Genomic DNA, 15,850 nt, shown 5'->3' with positions numbered 1-15,850 from the left:
CTTCTTAATAAACAGCGAATCAAGGCAACTTGGACAAATACGCGGCCAACGCATCAAACGCCGGCAACGTCACCGGATCATTCGCCGAGTTACTGGCAACCGGGTGCGAGGCATAACGAACAATCACCATCTCGGCTTTCGGATCAACATAAATGCGCTGACCATGAACACCGCGCGCCATGAATGCCCCGCCCTCCTTGTCCGTCACCCACCACATCGAGCGATAACTCCAGCCCTTCAACAAGTCATAGCCGGCCTTGGCAAAAACCTGTTTGTCGCCGCCACGGCGAATGTCGTCCACCACCGCTTTGGGCACGATCTGCTGGCCATTGAACAGCCCATCATTGCGCAACATCTCGCCAAATCGGGCGAGGTCTCGCAAGCCAGTATTCAATCCACCACCGGCAAACGGCGTGCCGATAGAGTCCACCGTGAAATAGGCATCCTGCTCGGCGCCCAGTCGACTCCAGATGCGCTCCGACAACAACTGCGCCACGTTGCGGCCGGTCGCTCGGGCGATGATCCAGCCCAATACGTCGGTGTTGACGGTCTTGTAGCCAAACGCGCTGCCGTGTTCGCCTTGCAGTTGAACGGTCTGCAAAAACTCGTAGTAACTTCGCGGCCCGGTGTAGTCCTTTGGCTTGGGCAAGGGGCTACCCGCTTTTGCGTGAGCCCATACTTCTGCGTTTGGGTCGGCATAGTCTTCGCTGTATTTCAGAGCCGTTGTCATATCGAGGACCTGACGTACCGTGGCGCTGCCAAACGCGGAAGCTGCCAACTCGGGAACGTATTCGACAACAGGCTTGTTCGCGTCGATTCGCCCTTCGGCGACCAACATCGCGCCCAATGTGCCAACTACGGACTTGGTCACCGACATCGCCGCGTGCTGACCTTCGGGTTTCAGCACGCCGAAGTAACGCTCGTACACAACCTTGCCGCGATGCATCACCACAATTCCATCGGTGTAAGTGGCCGCCAGGGATTGATCCCAGGTCATCGGCTTTTTAGCGCCGAGCGGCGTGAAGCTGATGGCGTCGATATCGTTGCGCAACAAGGACGCCAATGGCACAGGGGCGCCGAGACCTCGTGAGACGTTGATCGTAGGCATGAGTTGCCGGAAGTTCGAGACGCTCCAGCGCATCGCCGGGAACTGGAAATAGCTGCCGTCTTCGAAGCGTACGGTACGATCAGCAGGGGGTGGCGAGCCGACCATCCAGCCGAGTTTAGCGGGGTCGCTGGCTTCGGCGTCCGGGAATGTTGTTGCGGTGGCGAGTGATGACAGAGTGCACGCCAACACGGCGGCAATAGATATGACCTGGCGGCGGTAAGTGGCGCGTGGGCGGGACATGGTGTCGATTCCGTTCGAGGGGTTCGGGCAGTCTAACAGGTGGGTGACGAGGCTGAAGACCGGGCTTTTCGAGGCGCCAAATGAAATCAACTATCCAAGCCCATTGAAAAAAATCAGAGGCTAAAGAAGCTTAATCAACACCGCCGTGACGGTTGCCACCGCCCCAATCATCCCGATGGCGATCGCCACCGGGCATCAAAAGGTTTCACGGGTCATCTTGCCGGCTTCGGTATTCAACTTGCTCGCCTCGGCATTCAGCTTGCGCTGCTCAGCAAGCAGCTTGATGATTTCAACGTGGAGCTTTTCGAGCTCGGCCTGTTTCATGGTCATTTCCTGCATAAAGCGCGTCAGTCCATTCCAGGGAAATGGGGCGCCCCTGAGGTGTGCTGCCCTTTTTTTCATCTTGAACCCTAAGGCCCAAAGCGAACAACCCGTCCCGAGATGGGCTATGTGGAGCGCATTTCCCGTGGAAGCACCTAACCTGCTAGCTTTCCAGCGTTACGCCCCACACGCCCAAGACTCGTCCTACATAAAACTCGGAAACTACAGCGTCGTTCACAAACTCCAGACACCAGAAACCACAAAACCCCTGACTTCTTTCGAAATCAGGGGTTTTGGTTACATCGAATTTGGCGGTGAAGGAGAGATTCGAACTCTCGATACAATTTCTTGTATACACACTTTCCAGGCGTGCTCCTTAAGCCACTCGGACACTTCACCGTATCTCGTCAAACATGTTCTGTCTGTCGAGGCGCGCTAATGTAGTCGAAACCTTTTCCGATGGCAAACTTTTTTTGCAGAATTTTCATGCGCTTAGCGTTTTAGTCGTTCCGGCGGGTTCCGGGCCATGGCAAACCTGCCAATCTCTGGCTTCGCCCTCCCTTCTATATAGAGAGGAATACGCGACGGGTGTGGCCGGCTACGCTTGCCCGGCGGGGAAAGGGTGACTGGCGGGTCAGTCACGGCGCTTTACCTGGCCTGCCGTGGTGGGTAACGTCTGCCCCAACTTTCATACAAGGAATAGCGTCATGAGTGAGTTGATTTCCTACCATCTCGAAGACGGTATCGCGACCCTGACCTTGAGCAATGGCAAGGTCAATGCCATCTCTCCGGACGTGATTGCTGCGTTTAATGCTGCGCTGGATCAGGCCGTGACTGATCATGCGGTGGTGATCATTACCGGTACGCCCGGGATTCTGTCGGGTGGTTATGACTTGAAGGTGATGACGTCCGGCCCTAAAGAAGCCGTGGCGTTGGTCACGGCCGGTTCGACACTGGCCCGTCGCCTGCTGTCGCACCCGTTCCCGGTGATCGTCGCGTGCCCTGGGCATGCTGTGGCCAAGGGCGCGTTCCTGCTGTTGTCGGCGGATTACCGCATCGGTGTCGATGGCCCGTTCAGCATTGGCCTGAACGAAGTGCAGATCGGCATGACCATGCACCACGCCGGTATCGAGATCGCCCGTGATCGCCTGCGCAAGTCGGCGTTCCACCGTTCCGTGATCAATGGCGAGATGTTTAACCCGCAGAGCGCTGTCGATGCCGGTTTCCTCGACGCGGTGGTGTCGGCCGAAGAGCTGCAAGGCGCAGCGTTGGCGGCGGCTCGTCAGCTGAAGAAGATCAACATGACCGCGCACAAGAACACCAAGTTGAAAGTGCGCAAGGCGTTGCTGGAGACGCTGGACAACGCGATCATCCTGGATCAGGAGCATTCGGGTTAAGCCCAAAACTCGCTGCACCGAAAAGCCCGACCGTCGTGTCGGGCTTTTTCTTACACATCGCGATGAAAGGTCTGTAACCGCTCTAGTATGCGACTGACCAACAAGTCGGAAACATGCGCACAAATATCGCCTATCTCCCCCTTCTATAGCGGCAATTGCCGAAAACAGTGCACATCCGTACACTGCGCCACCTTTTGTCCCGGTGGGGCCTGTAAATGCTGTTTGTGTTTCGTATGTTCTTGATGGGCCTGCACTTTATTCTGGCCGGAGTGCTTGGGGTGTTTCTGGGCCTGTGTCGCCCGTTCAACCCGGACAACAGCCGTTTGTGCGCACGCCTGTATRCGTGGCCGGCGATGTGCATTTTGCGTTTACGGGTGAAGGCTGACGTCGGGCCATTGATGGATAAACCCGAGAGCTGCGTGATTATTGCCAATCACCAGTCCAACTACGACCTGTTCGTATTCGGCAACGTGGTGCCCCGCCGCACCGTGTGCATCGGCAAGAAAAGCCTCAAGTGGGTGCCGCTGTTCGGGCAGTTGTTCTGGCTGGCCGGGAACGTGTTGATCGACCGCGGCAATGCGCACAAGGCGCGCCACTCAATGTTGACCACCACGCACACCTTGCAGCATGAAGACACGTCTATCTGGGTGTTCCCGGAAGGCACGCGCAACCTTGGCGAAGAGCTGCTGCCATTCAAGAAAGGCGCGTTCCAGATGGCGATTGCTGCCGGCGTGCCGATCGTGCCGGTGTGTGTCAGCAGTTACGTCAAACACATGCGATTGAACCGCTGGCGCAGTGGGAAGATTCTGATTCGTTCGTTGCCGGCAATTCCGACGGTGGGGTTGAGCCTGGACGATATGCCCATGCTAATGGACCAGTGCCGCGAACAGATGCGCGAGTGCATCGCTTCGATGGATCGGCAACTGCAAGCCGCGTAAAAAGAAACCCGCCTGGTGCGGGTTTTCTTTTGCCTGCGAACTTTCGCCTGCGAACGATGCAGAGTTTGCTCACTCTCAAGCAGTAGACAAGGCTAAGCTGAAGATTGCCTGCCACTGCCACCTGCTAAAAAGAAGTGAACTTGAATCATGGGTAGAGTTGTTGCTGCTGCGGTTTACAGCGCCGGTAAGAAAGTCACCAATATCACCTTGGATGAAGGCGCAGCCTGGGCCGCAAAGCCCGGCCATTTTGTCTGGATCGGCCTCGAAGAGCCAGACGCCCAGGAACTGGCCAACCTGCAACGCCAGTTCAACCTGCATGAACTGGCCATCGAAGACGCCCTGGAAAAACACAGCCGACCGAAGCTCGAAACCTTCGGCGATGCACTGTTCATCGTCACCTACTCGCCGATTCGCAAGGAAGGCAAACTCGAATTCATCGAGACGCATATCTTTGCCGGCAACGGTTACATCATTACCGCACGCAATGGTCACTCCGCGTCCTACGCCTATGTCCGACAGCGTTGTGAGGCGCGTCCGTTATTGCTTGAGCACGGGGAAGATTTCGTCCTCTATGCCCTCCTCGATTTCGTGATTGAAAACTACCAGCCGATGGGCGAAGCGATTCATGCCGAGATTGATGAGCTGGAGCGCAACGTGTTGTGCAGCGCGCTGAATGAACATGACATCCAGAAGCTTCATGGCCTGCGCCGGGACGTCTTGCGCCTGCGTCGTTATGCGGCGCCGATGGTGGAGATCGGTGAAGAGCTGCAGAAGCTGAGCTTTCCGTTTATCGACAAGAACATGCGCCCCTACTTCCGCGATGTGCAGATCCACGTCACACGACAGATGGAAGACCTGACGACTTTGGCCGACATCGCCAGCCAGACGATCGAAATTGGCGTGCTGCTGGAGGCTTCACGTCAGAGCGTGGTGCAGCGCAAGTTTGCAGCGTGGGCGGCGATTCTGGCGTTTCCGACGGCAGTGGCCGGGATTTACGGGATGAACTTCCAGAACATGCCGGAGCTGGCGTGGCAATACGGGTACTTCGGGGTACTGGGGTTTATTGCCGTGGGGTGTACGGGTTTATGGGCGAGTTTCAAGAAGTCGGGGTGGCTTTAGTCAATACCGAGTCGTCTGTGACAATCGCGAGCAGGCTCGCTCCCACAGGAAATCAGCATTGTGGGAGCTGGCATGTGTTGGCATTAAACCGTTTCTGGCTTGTGCGCCACAAACCGCATCATCCACTCCGCCACCGTAGCGCCATGATGCTCATGCTCAAGGCTGGCTACACCTTTGGAGTAAATTTGCTCGCCCAGTGCTTGCTGGCGGATTTCCAGCAGCGCTCGTGAGTAATCGTGAATGAATTCCGGATGCCCCTGGAAACACAACACCTGATCGTTGATGTGGTAAGCCGCGTACGGGCAAAAATCGCTCGAGGCGATGACTGTGGCGTTTTTCGGTAGCGTCGTCACTTGATCCTGGTGGCTGATCAGCAAGGTCAACTCTTCCCTGACCGGGCTCATCCACGGTGCTTTCGCCGCCAGCTTGTAACTGTGGGTGCCGACGCCCCAGCCTTGGCTGGCACGTTCGCTTTTGCCGCCCAGCAACAACGCCAGCAACTGGTGGCCGAAACACACGCCCAGCAGTTTGTCGCCGCGCTCATAACGGGTCAGCAGGTACGCCTTGAGGGTTTCGATCCACGGGTCGGCGCCGAAAGAGTCGGCCTTGCTGCCGGTGACCAGATAAGCGTCGAAGATCAGATCATCGCTGGGGTATTCGCCCTGCATCACGTTGTAGACCGTGAACTCGGCCGCGATAGGCTGCTGCGAAAACAGGTGTTTGAACATCTGCCCGTAGCCCTGATATTGGTCGACCAATTCTGGACGCAGGATGTCGGTTTCCAAAATGCAGATGCGTAACGACATAAAAAATACCTGACACGTGATGGGAATAATGCACACCCCAGAGCCTGCCTCGAAACACTGTTCCAAGGCAAGCCCCGCGAGGCGTCATCGGTCCCTTAAAACGCCTCCCCTTTAGCGGCTTTATCCAGCAACAAGGCCGGTGGATTGAAACGCTCGCCATACTGCCCAGCCAGGTATTGGGCTCGGGCGACGAAGTCTTTCACCCCGTACTGATTGATGAATTGCAGCGCGCCCCCCGTCCACGCCGCGAAACCGATGCCGAAGATCGAGCCGATGTTGGCGTCTGCGGTCGACATCAGCACGCCCTCCTCCACGCAGCGCACGGTTTCCAGGGCTTGCACGAACAACAGGCGATCACGCACATCCTTGGGCGATATCTGCCTGTCTGGCTGCTCGAAACGGCTTTTCAGCTCGGGCCACAGATGTTTCTGGCCAGCGGCCGGGTAATCGTAGAAACCGCCTCCTGCCGCTTTGCCGGGCCGTTTGTATTCGTTGAGCAGCAAGTCAATCACGGCAAAGGCCGGGTGCTCAATCAGCGGTTTCCCTTCGGCTTGCAGGTCTTTGGCCGTTTGCTGGCGGATATGGCTCATGAGGCTGAGGGAAACTTCGTCAGAGATCGCCAGTGGTCCGATGGGCATGCCGGCCTTGCGGGCTTCGGTTTCAATCATCGGTGCACTGACGCCTTCGCCGAGCATGGCGATGCCTTCGTTGGTGAAGGTGCCGAACACCCGCGAAGTAAAGAAACCGCGACTGTCGTTGACCACAATCGGAGTTTTCTTGATTTGCAGGACGAAATCGAACCCGCGAGCCAGGGTTTCGTCGCTGGTGTTCGCGCCTTTGATGATTTCTACCAGCGGCATTTTCTCTACGGGGCTGAAGAAATGCAGGCCGATGAACTTGGTCTGATCCGGTACAGCCGTGGCCAGGCCGCTGATCGGCAAGGTCGAAGTATTGGAGGCGATCACCGCCGCCGGGCCGACGACTTTTTGCGCAGCCGAGGACACTTTGGCCTTGAGCTCGCGGTCTTCGAATACCGCCTCGATGATCAGGTCGCAACCGGTCAGGTCAGCATCGCTTTCAGTGGTCACGATCCGCGCCAGAATCGCCTCGCGCTGCTCGGGGAGTAGCTGGCCCCGCGCGACTTTTTTGTCCAGCAGCGCCGCCGAATGGGCCTTGCCCTTCTCGGCTGCCGCGAGGTTGATGTCCTTGAGCACCACTTCAATGCCCGCCGATGCGCTGACAAATGCAATGCCGGCGCCCATCATCCCGGCACCGAGCACGCCGACTTTTTGCGTCACATAAGGGGCAAAACCCTGTGGCCGCGAACCGCCGGCGTTGATTTCGTTGAGCTGGAACCAGAACGTGCCGATCAGGTTTTTAGAGATTTGACCGGTGGTCAATTCGGTGAAATAGCGGGTTTCGATCAGGTGCGCGGTGTCGAAGTCCACCTGAGCACCTTCAACGGCTGCGCAGAGAATTTTCTCCGGCGCCGGCATGCAGCCTTGGGTTTTACTGCGCAGGATCGACGGCGCGATGGCGAGCATCTGCGCGACTTTCGGGCTGGACGGTGTGCCACCGGGGATCTGATAGCCCTTCACGTCCCAGCGTTGTACCGCCGTCGGATTGGCCAGAATCCAGGCCCGTGCCTTGCTGAGCAGCTCGCCAGAATCTTTCGCCAACTCGTCAATCAAACCCGCTTGCAATGCCTGTTGTGGCCGGACTTTTTTGCCCTCCAGCAAGTAGGGCAATGCTTTCTCAATACCCAGCATCCGCACCATGCGCACCACCCCGCCGCCGCCCGGCAACAGACCCAGCGTGACCTCCGGCAAGCCAAGTTGTACGGACGGATTGTCCAGCGCCACGCGGTGGTGGCACGCCAGGCAGATTTCCCAGCCGCCGCCCAATGCTGCGCCGTTGATCGCCGCCACCACCGGTTTGCCGAGGGTTTCCAGGGTGCGCAATTGACCTTTGAGGGTCAGCACCATGTCGTAGAACGCTTTGGCTTCGGGTTTGCCGACCTTGATCAGTTCATTGAGGTCGCCACCGGCGAAGAACGTCTTCTTCGCCGAGGTGATGATGACCCCGGCAATGCTGTCTTTTTCAGCGACCAGGCGAGCGACGGAGGCCTCCATGGCTTCGCGGTAGACCGCGTTCATGGTGTTGGCGCTCTGGCCCGGCATGTCGATGGTCAGGACGACAATCTGGTCCTGACCCTTTTCGTAACGAATGGCTTCAGTCATGAACATGTTTCCTTGGAAGTCGGGGGCTCAGAGACGTTCGATGATGGTGGCGATGCCCATGCCGCCGCCGACACATAGCGTCGCGAGGCCATAGCGCAGGCGCCGGGTTTCCAGCTCATCGAGCAGCGTGCCGAGAATCGCGCACCCCGTGGCGCCCAGCGGGTGGCCCATGGCGATGGAACCGCCGTTGACGTTGACCTTGTCCGGGTCGATGGCCATGTCCTTGATGAACTTGAGCACTACCGAGGCAAACGCCTCGTTGACCTCGAACAGGTCAATGTCTTCGACCCGCAGGCCGGCCTTGGCCAGTGCTTTGCGGGTAGCCGGCGCCGGGCCGGTGAGCATGATGGTCGGGTCGGTGCTGGTGACCGCCGTGGCGACGATCCGTGCCCGCGGCTGCAAGCCCAGCGCCCGGCCCTTGGCTTCGGAACCGATCAGCATCAGCGCCGCACCATCGACGATCCCGGAACTGTTGCCGGGCGTGTGTACGTGATTGATCCGTTCGACGTGGCTGTAGACGCGCAACGCCGTGGCGTCGAAGCCCATTTGCCCCATCATTTCGAAACTCGGCTTGAGCTTGCCCAGGCCTTCCAGCGTGGAATCGGCCCGAATGAATTCATCGTGATCGAGCAGGATGATGCCGTTCTGATCCTGCACCGGTACCAGTGACTTGTTGAACGAACCATTCGCCCGCGCCCGCGCGGCTTTCTGCTGCGAGTGCAGCGCGTAGGCATCGACGTCCTGGCGGCTGAAACCTTCAAGGGTGGCGATCAGGTCAGCGCCGACACCCTGCGGGGTGAAATGGCTGTGCAGGTTGGTTTCCGGGTCCAGCGCCCAGGCCCCACCGTCGCTGCCCATCGGCACGCGAGACATCGACTCGACGCCACCGACCACCACCAGATCTTCGAAACCGGAGCGCACCTTCATCGCGCCAAGGTTCACCGCCTCCAGCCCCGAAGCGCAAAAGCGGTTGATCTGCACGCCCGAGACGCTGACGTCCCAATCCGCCACTTGGGTCGCGGTCTTGGCGATATCGGAGCCTTGATCGCCAACCGGCGTCACGCAGCCAAGCACGACGTCATCGACCTGGCTGGTGTCGAGCGAAGTACGCTGCTGCAACGCCGTCAGCAACCCGGCCACCAGATTGACCGGTTTGACGCTGTACAAGGCGCCATCGGCTTTGCCTTTACCACGGGGCGTGCGTAATGCGTCGAAAATCAAAGCGTGGGTCATGACGTCCTCGAACCTGGGCAGTGGGTAAATGCGAGTTCTTACCTTATGCCGAGCCGCTGCGGATTCAATGACCGCAGCGCTCATCGACGTTGACGCACACGCTCAGACGGACGGTAGTGAACTACCGAATTAACCGATTCAGGAGACGGAGCTGTCTAGCAAACGGGCGCCCAAGAAGCTGGCAATAGGCCTCATGCCTTTTTAAGAGCTTTTAATGGCAGCCCCATACGAAATGGATCTAAACCGCGGCTGACGCGGGCTCTAAGGTGAAGTGTACGAAGTTGTCGTCGGGTTTTGCCGAGGCGCTCGTCTGACAGGAAGTGCAACGCTCTGCCGTCATGGAGATATGCAGGCAGGCATCAGGAAATAACAAAAAAGGCGGTCAAGCCATGTTCAAACATTCGAAAGTACGTCAAGCCGGGCTCATTCTTTTCGCCACTACGCTGTTGTTGATTTTGCCGAACCTGACCAAGGTGATTGGCTGACTCAAGCGCCAAGAATTTATCGCCATCTTAAAATTGTGACCGGCTCGCTACCCGGGCCAGCGTGGGTGTGCCAACCTTTATGGCACTTGCACGACATGGACGGCGATCTATTGAAAACGCTCACACTGCTCGGGGCCTTGCTGCTCAGCACGCCTCTGTTTGCCGCACAGCTGAACCTTGAGCTGGGCGCGAACAGCCGCACCTGGCAAACCGGGGAACTGCTCAAGCACCCTAAAATCCAGACCCTTCACATTGCCGACGACGTTTCCTACAAACGCGAGATGAACTATCAAGCCGTGCCGCTGGCGGCGTTGTTGACCGGCATCAAGCCTGATGACCACCTGCAAGCCGTGGCGCTGGATGGATTTGCCGCCGAGCTGGCCGCCGCCCCGTTGCTCAACACTCAGGGCGCGCAGGCGTGGCTGGCGATTGAAGACCCGGCCAAACCATGGCCGGCATTGTCTGAAGGCAAACCGGGTGCCGGGCCGTTTTATCTGGTCTGGACGAATCCGCAAGCCGGCAACATCAGCCCGGAGCAATGGCCGTTCCAGGTCGCCAGCATCAAGCGCCTGGCGCCGGTGGCGGAACGCTTCCCTGCCCTGCTGCCTGATCCCGGGTTAAAAGCCGATGATCCGGTCAATCAAGGTTTTGCGCTGTTTCAGAAGAATTGCCTGGCCTGCCATCGACTGAACGGTGCCGGGGATGCGCAGTTCGGGCCAGATCTGAATATTCCGTACAACCCGACCGAGTATTTTGGAGCGGATTTCCTGAAGCGGTATATCCGTGATCCGCAGAGCTTGCGCCAGTGGCCGCAGGCGAAGATGCCGGGGTTTTCCGCGCAGGTATTGCCGGATGGGGATCTGGAGAAGTTGGTGGGGTATTTGAAGCACATGGTCGGGCGCAAGGTTAAACCGTAACCGATCGTTCCCACGCTCCGCGTGGGAATGCCTCAATGGACGCTCTACGTCCGCTTCGGTGGGACGCGGAGCGTCCCGGGCTGCATTCCCACGCAGAGCGTGGGAATGATCAGCGTGCAGGTTTATTGCTGCTGGACAGAGATAACCGGCATCGGTGTCGGCGACACAAACACTTTCGCATGCATCTGTTCACACCCGCCGCCCCGGCGCATCCCGCGCACCGGGCAGGCATCCAGATAATCCAGGCCTACCGCCAGTTTCAAGTGACGTTCCGGCCGGGCCAATTCGTTGGTCACGTCGAAGCTGTACCAGGCGTCATCCAGCCAGGCTTCCGCCCAGGCGTGACTGGCCAGGTGTTCGCTGTTCTCGCTGTACAGATAACCCGAGACATAACGCGACGGAATGCCCAGGCTACGCGCGCAGGCGAGAAACGCATGGGTGTGGTCCTGACAGACGCCGGAGCGCCCGGCGAAGGCCTGAGCCGCACTGGTGTCGACTTCGGTTGAGCCCGGCGTGTAGGTCATGTGCTGGTTCAAGCCATGCATCAAGTCGATCAGCGCCGTGCGATCCCGGCGTGTTTTGCACTCTTTTTGCGCGAATGCGCGCAAGGCTTCGTCGGGCTCGGTCAGGCGGGTAAAACGCAGGAACGGCAGCGCCGATTGGCTCTCATGCTCGGCTTCACTCAGTTCGTCGATGTCCACCTGGCCACGGGCGCCGATGATGATCGCCTCGTGCGGCTCGTCCATGGTCAGCACGTGCAGGATGTTGCCGAACGGATCGAGTTGCGCGCGCACCGGGCGCGGCAGGTCGAGTTGCCAACTGAGCACGTGCTGGCGCTCGCTGTCGTGGGGTGTCAGTCGCAGGTACTGGATGCTCGCCCGCACCTGATCTTCATAGTGATAGGTGGTTTCGTGGCTAATGGAAAGTCTCATGCAGCCTCCAGGTAAGAACTGTGAATGGCGTTGCCCAACTGGCGCACCAGCGGGATGAATTCGGTCAGCCAGGCGTGCAGGCCTTCGTCGAGAATTTCGTTGATACCGGTGTAGCGCAGGCGCGCGTCGATTTCGGCGGCCAGACGCTGTGCGGGACGGCCATTGGCTCCCGGCAGACTGGCAAGGATCTGGTCGATTTCTTCGGTGCAGGCGCGCAGCGAACGCGGTACATCCGCCCGCAGTAACAGCAACTCAGCCACATGCCGGGCACCGGGCGCGTCGCGGTAGATCTCGGTGTACGCCTCGAACGAAGACAGCGCCCGCAGCAAGGCACTCCACTGGTAATAGGCGTGCGCCGTGCCGTCACTGACGGCTTCGGCCTGATCGCCGGCCATTTCGTAGCGAGCGTCGAGCAGGCGCAGCGTGTTGTCCGCCCTTTCGATAAACGTCCCCAGACGAATGAAGCGGAACGCATCGTTACGCATGATGGTGCCGTAGGAAGCACCGCGAAACAGATGGGAACGCTCCTTGATCCACTCGCAAAAGCGACTCATGCCGTAGCGACTCAAGCCCTGCTCGGCAATCCCGCGAATTTCCAGCCAGGTGGCGTTGATGTTTTCCCACATGTCGGCGGTGATTCGCCCACGCACCGCATGGGCACTGGCCCGCGCCGCGCCGAGACAGCTGTAGATGCTGGCCGGGTTGGCGGCGTCGAGGGCGAAGAAGTGCAGTAGCCGTTCGGCATGCAACTCACCATGGCGCTCCAGGTAATCGTCCAAGGTGCCGGTGATCAGCAACGGCATGGCGAGTTCGTGCAGACCGTTGCCGCGACCATCCTGCGGCATCAGCGACAGCGAATAACTGATGTCGAGCATCCGTGCGAGGTTTTCCGCCCGCTCCAGGTAACGCGACATCCAATACAGATCCGAGGCAGTTCTACTTAACATGGCAGGCTTCCTTCAATCCTCGACCACCCAGGTGTCCTTGGTTCCGCCACCCTGGGAGGAATTCACCACCAGAGAGCCTTCACGCAGGGCGACACGGGTCAAACCGCCGGGCACGACCCGGGTTTCGCGGCCAGACAAAACAAACGGACGCAGGTCGATATGGCGTGGCGCAATGCCGTTTTCGACAAAGGTCGGACAGGTCGACAGGGACAACGTCGGTTGCGCGATGTAGGCGTGCGGCTTGGCTTTGATCCGCTCTCGGAACGACTCGATTTCCGCCGTCGTCGCCGCCGGCCCCACCAGCATTCCGTAACCGCCCGAGCCCTGGGTTTCCTTGACCACCAGATCCGGAAGATTGGCCAGTACGTGGGACAGCTCAGACGGGTTGCGGCACTGGAACGTCGGTACGTTCTTCAGGATCGGTTCTTCGTCGAGGTAGAAACGGATCATGTCGGTGACAAACGGATACACCGACTTGTCGTCCGCAACGCCCGTACCGATGGCGTTCGCCAGCACGACATTGCCGGAGCGGTACGACGACAGCAGCCCCGGAACGCCCAGCATCGAGTCCGGATTGAAGGCCAACGGGTCGAGGAACGCATCGTCGAGGCGACGGTAGATCACGTCGACGGCTTTCGGGCCGTCCGTGGTACGCATGAATACTTTGTCGTCACGCACAAACAGGTCCGCACCTTCCACCAGTTCAACCCCCATCTCCCGAGCCAGAAAGGCATGCTCGAAAAAGGCGCTGTTGAAACGACCCGGCGTCAGCACCACCACGCTCGGATTGTCGATCGGGCTGGAGCTTTTCAGCGTGTCCAGAAGCAGATTCGGATAGTGATCGATGGGCGCGATGCGTTGTGCCGCGAAGAGTTCGGGGAACAGCCGCATCATCATCTTGCGGTCTTCGAGCATGTAGCTCACGCCGCTGGGTGTGCGCAGGTTGTCTTCGAGCACGTAATACGTGCCGTCACCGTCGCGCACCAGATCGACGCCAGAGATGTGCGAATAGATATCGCGATGCAGGTCCAGCCCCTGCATCGCCAACTGGTATTGCTCGTTGGCCAGCACTTGCTCGGCCGGAATGATGCCGGCCTTGATGATGCGCTGCTCGTGATAGAGGTCGGCAAGGAACATGTTCAATGCCTTGACCCGCTGAATGCAGCCGCGCTCGACGACCCGCCATTCGCTGGCAGGGATGCTGCGGGGGATGGTGTCGAAGGGAATCAGGCGCTCTGTCCCCTGCTCGTCCCCGTAGAGCGTGAAGGTAATCCCGGCGCGATGAAATAACAGATCGGCCTCGCGTCGCCGTTGTGCCAAAAGCTCGTCAGGCGTTTCGGCCAGCCAACGGGCAAACTCCCGATAATGCGGGCGGACCTGGCCGCCGGCATCGTACATTTCATCAAAATAGGTGCGGATCATGCCGTACTCCTTGTCACCCGGACATCCAGACCTTCGCAAGGCCCGTGCCAGCGGCATAAACGCTTTGATATCAATCAGTTGGATTTTCACACCGCCAATACCGCACCAATCCTGTGCAGCAAACGCCCCAACCTGATTGCCCCCGCTTCATTGCAAGGCGACGTTGTCGCCTATCACCAGCATAGTCAGAGTTGATTTCACTGCCCGGTTTCGGCCCGGGATAATCCGCGCATTCGCTGGAAAAACAGCCCGAACTTCCCTTTAGCCGCCTGCTCAGGCGGTTTTTTTTGCCTCGGATTCTTGTTTCAGGGTTTTGCCAGCAGCGGTTTACTGCGCCCATAAACCAAAACGGCCAACCCGAAGGTCAGCCGTTAGTGCGTGTCACTGTTCATAGGATTATGCGAGTAGCCCTCGTACCTCCTGCTTGACGCCCCATCCTTCAATGATGCCGCCCAGAGGCTCGACCACCGCCTCGAAACCTTGCTCGAAATCGCCGATGTCATCATAAGTGGCGTACATGACCTTGCTCAGTTCGAGTGCCCATGCGCCATCGTCGCGCACACTGATTTGCGCATTCAGCGATTCGCCACGGTAATGACCTGCTGCTCTGCGGGCCCGCTCCTCGTCGGGAAAAATGGCGTAGAACTCGATGGGGTGGAATCTTGAAAAGTCGAAACCGCCTTCTTTCATGCGGCGCAGTACCGAGCTGCTGATGTCTTCTTGATAGGCTGTGCTCATGAAACGTCCCCCTCATAGTGATGGATAGACTTTCCGTATTCCCGGCACACGCAACCGAATGGTGCGTGCGATGCGGCAACCTCGTTGCCGGTGGGAAGCAAGCATGTAGCTGACAAGACCAGACCTTAGCGATCCATTCGCTGATCTCGATTGCAGAGTAGCCTCAAGAGAGAGCCGCTGCCAAGGCCTGGATGAGAATGAGACAGGAGGTGTTCAGATTGGCGTGATGCCGAGGATTTGGATGCTGTTCTGGGCTTTGAGGCTTTTGACGCCGGCATCAACGGTTCGTCCTTCCAGATCATTCAGATCCAGTTCGGCGGCCACAGGAAGAAGCCTGGCCTTGATGAGTTTGGCTGCTTCCTCGTTGTCCGGGCACTCGTCGCACTCAAAGACTTCGTCGATGGTTTCGCCGTGATCATCCACGAAAGTGATTTTCCACTTTTGCATCAGTGCCTCCTCGATAAAACCCATGGATGGGCTTACAAGCATCTCGACCTTGTTAGCAGGCTAATTGTTCCACTGACGCGCTCCAGGACAGATGAAAAAAAGGGCCGGCAGCGGTGTGTTTTCACACCACCGCAAACGGCCCTTTCTGATTGACGCGGGATCAGTCGTTGCTTGGCTTGTTCACAGCCTGCAGGACGTATTGCGGCAAGGCAAAAGCGCCGATGTGTATCTCTGGATTGTAGTAACGGGTGATGATGCCGCTACCGGCAAAGCGCTGCTGCAGGGTTTCGCGGGACAGTTTGCGATAAGCGGTATTGGTCGCGCCCCAGGCAAACGTCATCGAGCCGCCGATGTAGGTCGGCACGGCCGCCTGGTAGAAGTGCCAATCCGGGAACAGGCTGCGCAGGCGCCCGGCGGTGGTTTTGACTTCTTCGATCTGCATGAACGGCGTGCCGTTCTGGGTGACCAGAATGCCGCCTTCGTTCAGGCAGCGTCGGCAGGCCTGGTAGAAGTTTTCCGAGAACAGCACTTCGCCCGGACCGATCGGGTCGGTGGAGTCG

14 protein-coding genes, 1 tRNA gene and 1 pseudogene are annotated in these 15,850 nt (G+C 58.6%); 4 read left to right on the top strand and 12 right to left on the bottom strand.

What is annotated here, in order from left to right; genetic code table 11:
- Positions 1-19: 19 nt before the first annotated feature.
- The 3 genes and pseudogenes from AC1D2P_RS22610 to AC1D2P_RS22600 form a co-directional block, all read right to left on the bottom strand.
- A complete protein-coding gene (locus tag AC1D2P_RS22610; RefSeq protein ID WP_477757647.1) occupies positions 20-1,348 on the bottom strand; it encodes a serine hydrolase domain-containing protein in 1,329 nt (442 codons plus the stop codon).
- Positions 1,349-1,468: 120 nt separating this feature from the next.
- Positions 1,469-1,672 (bottom strand): annotated as a pseudogene (locus tag AC1D2P_RS22605) (hypothetical protein).
- 306 nt (positions 1,673-1,978) lie between these two features.
- Positions 1,979-2,068: transfer RNA gene (locus tag AC1D2P_RS22600), tRNA-Ser, on the bottom strand.
- 308 nt (positions 2,069-2,376) lie between these two features.
- Between AC1D2P_RS22600 and AC1D2P_RS22595 the strand changes: the two genes are divergently transcribed.
- The 3 genes from AC1D2P_RS22595 (at position 2,377) to AC1D2P_RS22585 (ending at position 5,123) form a co-directional block, all read left to right on the top strand.
- Positions 2,377-3,066, top strand: a complete 690-nt coding sequence (locus AC1D2P_RS22595; RefSeq protein ID WP_477757648.1) for a crotonase/enoyl-CoA hydratase family protein — start codon at positions 2,377-2,379, stop codon at positions 3,064-3,066.
- Between the two features lie 215 nt (positions 3,067-3,281).
- On the top strand, positions 3,282-4,004 hold the full coding sequence (locus tag AC1D2P_RS22590; protein ID WP_477811602.1) for a lysophospholipid acyltransferase family protein: 723 nt from the start codon (positions 3,282-3,284) through the stop codon (positions 4,002-4,004).
- 147 nt (positions 4,005-4,151) lie between these two features.
- Positions 4,152-5,123, top strand: coding sequence for a magnesium and cobalt transport protein CorA (locus AC1D2P_RS22585; protein WP_046027082.1), 972 nt, complete (start codon positions 4,152-4,154; stop codon positions 5,121-5,123).
- 83 nt (positions 5,124-5,206) lie between these two features.
- Here the strand turns inward: AC1D2P_RS22585 and AC1D2P_RS22580 are convergent, their stop codons facing one another.
- The 3 genes from AC1D2P_RS22580 to AC1D2P_RS22570 form a co-directional block, all read right to left on the bottom strand.
- On the bottom strand, positions 5,207-5,929 hold the full coding sequence (locus AC1D2P_RS22580; protein ID WP_477757650.1) for an amidotransferase: 723 nt from the start codon (positions 5,927-5,929) through the stop codon (positions 5,207-5,209).
- A gap of 95 nt (positions 5,930-6,024) precedes the next feature.
- The gene (locus AC1D2P_RS22575; RefSeq protein WP_223522483.1) at positions 6,025-8,169 is read right to left on the bottom strand and encodes a 3-hydroxyacyl-CoA dehydrogenase NAD-binding domain-containing protein; all 2,145 of its coding nucleotides are present in this window, start codon (positions 8,167-8,169) and stop codon (positions 6,025-6,027) included.
- Between the two features lie 27 nt (positions 8,170-8,196).
- Positions 8,197-9,402: an acetyl-CoA C-acetyltransferase gene (locus AC1D2P_RS22570; RefSeq protein WP_046027085.1), complete on the bottom strand. Its 1,206-nt coding sequence runs from the start codon at positions 9,400-9,402 to the stop codon at positions 8,197-8,199.
- A 580-nt stretch (positions 9,403-9,982) separates the two neighbouring features.
- Here AC1D2P_RS22570 and AC1D2P_RS22565 point away from each other — a divergent pair.
- Positions 9,983-10,804, top strand: a complete 822-nt coding sequence (locus AC1D2P_RS22565; protein WP_223522484.1) for a c-type cytochrome — start codon at positions 9,983-9,985, stop codon at positions 10,802-10,804.
- A gap of 122 nt (positions 10,805-10,926) precedes the next feature.
- Here AC1D2P_RS22565 and AC1D2P_RS22560 read toward each other — a convergent pair whose 3' ends face one another.
- From AC1D2P_RS22560 to AC1D2P_RS22535, 6 genes are all read right to left on the bottom strand, one after another.
- On the bottom strand, positions 10,927-11,736 hold the full coding sequence (locus AC1D2P_RS22560; protein ID WP_046027087.1) for a transglutaminase family protein: 810 nt from the start codon (positions 11,734-11,736) through the stop codon (positions 10,927-10,929).
- Entirely contained in the window at positions 11,733-12,683 is a 951-nt protein-coding gene (locus AC1D2P_RS22555) for an alpha-E domain-containing protein (RefSeq protein ID WP_046027088.1), read from the bottom strand. Before AC1D2P_RS22555 ends, AC1D2P_RS22560 begins: the two co-directional genes overlap by 4 nt.
- Positions 12,684-12,695: 12 nt before the next feature.
- Entirely contained in the window at positions 12,696-14,105 is a 1,410-nt protein-coding gene (locus AC1D2P_RS22550) for a circularly permuted type 2 ATP-grasp protein (protein ID WP_077430604.1), read from the bottom strand.
- Between the two features lie 396 nt (positions 14,106-14,501).
- The gene (locus AC1D2P_RS22545; protein ID WP_027922513.1) at positions 14,502-14,843 is read right to left on the bottom strand and encodes a ribonuclease E inhibitor RraB; all 342 of its coding nucleotides are present in this window, start codon (positions 14,841-14,843) and stop codon (positions 14,502-14,504) included.
- A gap of 213 nt (positions 14,844-15,056) precedes the next feature.
- Positions 15,057-15,290: a hypothetical protein gene (locus AC1D2P_RS22540; RefSeq protein WP_046027089.1), complete on the bottom strand. Its 234-nt coding sequence runs from the start codon at positions 15,288-15,290 to the stop codon at positions 15,057-15,059.
- A 160-nt stretch (positions 15,291-15,450) separates the two neighbouring features.
- Positions 15,451-15,850, bottom strand: a 400-nt coding sequence (locus AC1D2P_RS22535; RefSeq protein WP_477811601.1) for a spermine/spermidine synthase domain-containing protein, incomplete at its 5' end; no start/stop codon positions are given.

It is taken from the genome of Pseudomonas sp. P1_F1_2 (assembly GCF_056405815.1).
Note: the sequence above shows the minus strand (reverse complement) of the source record. Positions and strands in the feature narration are given on the sequence as shown.

Excerpts from the sequence above, each read along its gene's own strand:
- AC1D2P_RS22565 (WP_223522484.1), top strand. The coding sequence starts at position 9,983 with ATGGACGGCGATCTATTGAAAACGCTCACACTGCTCGGGGCCTTGCTG.
- AC1D2P_RS22555 (WP_046027088.1), bottom strand. The coding sequence starts at position 12,683 with ATGTTAAGTAGAACTGCCTCGGATCTGTATTGGATGTCGCGTTACCTG.
- AC1D2P_RS22545 (WP_027922513.1), bottom strand. The coding sequence starts at position 14,843 with ATGAGCACAGCCTATCAAGAAGACATCAGCAGCTCGGTACTGCGCCGC.
- AC1D2P_RS22560 (WP_046027087.1), bottom strand. The coding sequence starts at position 11,736 with ATGAGACTTTCCATTAGCCACGAAACCACCTATCACTATGAAGATCAG.
- AC1D2P_RS22570 (WP_046027085.1), bottom strand. The coding sequence starts at position 9,402 with ATGACCCACGCTTTGATTTTCGACGCATTACGCACGCCCCGTGGTAAA.
- AC1D2P_RS22610 (WP_477757647.1), bottom strand. The coding sequence starts at position 1,348 with ATGTCCCGCCCACGCGCCACTTACCGCCGCCAGGTCATATCTATTGCC.
- AC1D2P_RS22580 (WP_477757650.1), bottom strand. The coding sequence starts at position 5,929 with ATGTCGTTACGCATCTGCATTTTGGAAACCGACATCCTGCGTCCAGAA.
- AC1D2P_RS22575 (WP_223522483.1), bottom strand. The coding sequence starts at position 8,169 with ATGACTGAAGCCATTCGTTACGAAAAGGGTCAGGACCAGATTGTCGTC.
- AC1D2P_RS22550 (WP_077430604.1), bottom strand. The coding sequence starts at position 14,105 with ATGATCCGCACCTATTTTGATGAAATGTACGATGCCGGCGGCCAGGTC.
- AC1D2P_RS22585 (WP_046027082.1), top strand. The coding sequence starts at position 4,152 with ATGGGTAGAGTTGTTGCTGCTGCGGTTTACAGCGCCGGTAAGAAAGTC.
- AC1D2P_RS22540 (WP_046027089.1), bottom strand. The coding sequence starts at position 15,290 with ATGCAAAAGTGGAAAATCACTTTCGTGGATGATCACGGCGAAACCATC.
- AC1D2P_RS22595 (WP_477757648.1), top strand. The coding sequence starts at position 2,377 with ATGAGTGAGTTGATTTCCTACCATCTCGAAGACGGTATCGCGACCCTG.